The organism is Streptosporangium sp. NPDC006013, from assembly GCF_040614275.1.
GTDB lineage: Bacteria > Actinomycetota > Actinomycetes > Streptosporangiales > Streptosporangiaceae > Streptosporangium.
Window position 1 is genome coordinate 1 of the sequence record NZ_JBEXUE010000764.1, and the last position, 3,088, is coordinate 3,088.

The 3,088-nt window shown below is 71.7% G+C and carries 1 protein-coding gene; it reads right to left on the minus strand.

Annotation, left to right across the window (positions count from 1 at the left end; translation table 11 throughout):
* A partial coding sequence (locus tag ABZ260_RS49165; RefSeq protein WP_355632333.1) for a type I polyketide synthase occupies positions 1 to 3,017 on the minus strand: 3,017 nt, incomplete at its 3' end.
* Positions 3,018 to 3,088: the final 71 nt, after the last annotated feature.

The window sequence follows — 3,088 nt, forward strand, 5'->3', positions numbered from 1 at the left end:
GACCACCGCGACGGCCCCGCGCCGGCCGCGTGCCGCACCCAGGGCTGGTCCGGCGCGTCGGCCGGCCGAGCGTAGATCGCCAGGTTCCTGCGGCCTGTTTCGTCGGATGCGCTCACCACCACCTGGACGGCGACGGCGGCGTCGGTGCCGAGCGCCAGCGGGGCGGCCAGGGTGAGCTCTTCCACCCGGTCGCAGCCGACCTGGTCCGCCGCCCGGATCGCCAGTTCCAGGAACGCGGTGCCGGCGAACAGGGCCGTGCCCGCCACCGCGTGATCGGCGAGCCAGGGGTGCGTCCGCACCGACATCAAGCCGGTGAGCAGCACGCCGTCGGAGTCGGCGAGCCCGACGGCGGCGCCCAGCAGCGGATGCCCCGCCGCGGCGAGGCCGAGCCCTCGGGCATCGGCGATCCGCATCCCGCTCGGCCAGAACCTGTGGTGCTGGAAGGCGTAGGTGGGCAGGTCGACCCGGCGTCCGCCGGTCAGTACGGCCCGCCAGTCCACCCGCACGCCGCGGACGAACAGCTCGGCCGCCGAGGCGAGCACCCGGTCCATCCCGTCCTCGTCACGGCGCAAGGTCCCGGCCACCACCGCGGTGACGCCCGCCTGGTCCACCGCCTGTTCGATCCCCAGCGTCAGCAGCGGATGCGGACCCACCTCGACGAACGCCCGGTACCGCTCCTCCAGCAGCCGCTCGATCGCCGGCGCGAACTCCACCGTCCGCCGCACGTTCTCATACCAGTAGCCGGCGTCCAGTTCGGTGCCGTCCAGCCATTGGCCGGTCGCCGTCGACAGCATCGGGACCCGCGCCATACGGGGTGACACTTCCGCCAGATCCGCCAGCAGTTCGTCCTGGAGCGCGTCGACCTGCGGCGAATGCGCGGCGAAGTCCGCTCCGGCCAGCTGCCAGCGCATCACCCCGTCGGCCGACAAGCGGCGCTCCAGCACCTGCATGGCCTCCGGGTCACCGGCCACGGTCACCACCCTGGGCCCGTTGACCGCCGCGATCGAGATCCGGTCCAGCAGATCCTCGGCGGCCAGCGCCGCGCGAACCTGCTCCGCCGGAGCCATCACCGACAGCATCACCCCGCGCCCGGCCAGCCGGTCGGCGATCAGGCGGCTGCGCAAGGCCACCACCCGGGCGCCGTCCTGCAACGACAGGCCACCCGCCACCACCGCGGCGGCGATCTCGCCCTGGGAATGGCCGACCACCGCGTCGGGGCGGACCCCCAGCGATTCCCACACCGCCGCCAGCGACACCATCACCGCGAACGACACCGGCTGGACCACATCCACCCGATCCAGCGAAGGAGCGTCCTCGGCTTGGCGGATCACGTCCAGCAGCGACCAGTCCACGAACGGCTCCAACGCCGCCGCACACTCCGCTATCCGTCCGGCGAAGATCGGCGACTCCTCAAGCAGCCGCCTGCCCATCCCCATCCACTGTGCTCCCTGGCCCGGGAACACCCACGCCGACTTCCCATCGACATCGGCCGCACCCGCGACCGCGCGAGGCGCCGACTCACCGGCCTCGACCGCGGCCAAGCCCGCCAGCAACTCCTCGCGGTCACGCCCGACCACCACCGCACGGTGCTCCAACACCGACCGCGACACCACCAGCGAGAACGCCGTATCGACCAGGTCCAGATCGCTGTGTACGTCGAGATGCGCACTCAGACGACGCGCCTGCGCCGACAACGCCTCACCCGTACGGCCAGAGATCACCCAGGGCACCACTCCCGCGGGCTCGGCGACCGCCGGTTCGGCGACCTCCCCCGGCCCCTGCTCCAGGATCACGTGCGCGTTGGTGCCGCTGATCCCGAACGACGACACGGCGGCCCGGCGCGGGTGGTCGGTCTGCGGCCATTCCACCGGCTCGGTCAGCAGTTCCACCGCACCGGAGGCCCAGTCAACGTGCGACGACGGCTCGTCCACGTGCAGCGTCTTGGGCAGCACGCCATGCCGCATGGCCATGACCATCTTGATCACACCGGCCACGCCGGCGGCGGCCTGGGTGTGACCGATGTTCGACTTCACCGAGCCGAGCAGCAGCGGCCGATCCTCCGGCCGGTCCTGCCCGTACGTGGCGAGCAGCGCCTGCGCCTCGATCGGGTCACCCAGCGCCGTACCCGTACCGTGCGCCTCTACGGCGTCCACCTCGTCCGGCGACAGACCCGCGACGGCCAGTGCCTTCCGGATCACCCGCCGCTGCGAGGGACCGTTCGGCGCGGTCAACCCGTTGGACGCGCCGTCCTGGTTGATCGCAGACCCGCGCACGATCGCCAGCACCTGATGCCCGTTGCGCTGAGCGTCGGACAGCCGCTCCAGCATGACCATGCCGATTCCTTCGGACCACCCGATGCCGTCCGCCGCGTCGGAGAACGCCTTGCATCGAGCATCCGGTGCCAGCCCGCCCTGCTCCCCGAGCTCCCCGAACACCGAGAGAGTCGACATGACGGTGACGCCACCCGCCACCGCGAGCGAGCACTCCCCGTTGCGCAGGGCCTGTGCCGCCATGTGGATGGTCACCAGCGACGACGAGCAGGCGGTGTCCACCGTCACCGCCGGGCCCTCCAGCCCGAAGGTGTACGAGATCCGGCCGGAGGCCACACTGGCCAACGTGCCGGTCATGATGTGACCGCGGGATTCTTCACCGGGCACGTAACCCGAGTTGGCGGCACCGATGAAGACGCCGGTGTCGCTGCCCCGCAACGAGTCCGGATCGATGCCGGCGCGTTCGAGGACCTCCCAGGCGGCCTCCAGCAGCAACCGCTGCTGGGGGTCCATCGCCAGGGCCTCGCGCGGCGAGATCCGGAAGAACTCGGCGTCGAACTCGGGTGCGTCGAAAACGAATCCGCCCTTCAGCCCGAGGTCGCCGTAGCTCTGCCAGCCACGGTCGGTCGGGAGCGGGGTGATGGCGTCCTGTCCCTCGGCGACCAGCCGCCACAGGTCCTCCGGGGAGTTCACCCCTCCGGGGTAGCGGCATGCCATCGAGACGATGGCGATCGGGTCGTCCGCCACCGAGGTCGGCCTACCGCACGAGCATGTTCCGGATCTCTGGACGAGGCTCGGCCGAGGTGCGAGTCGCCTGC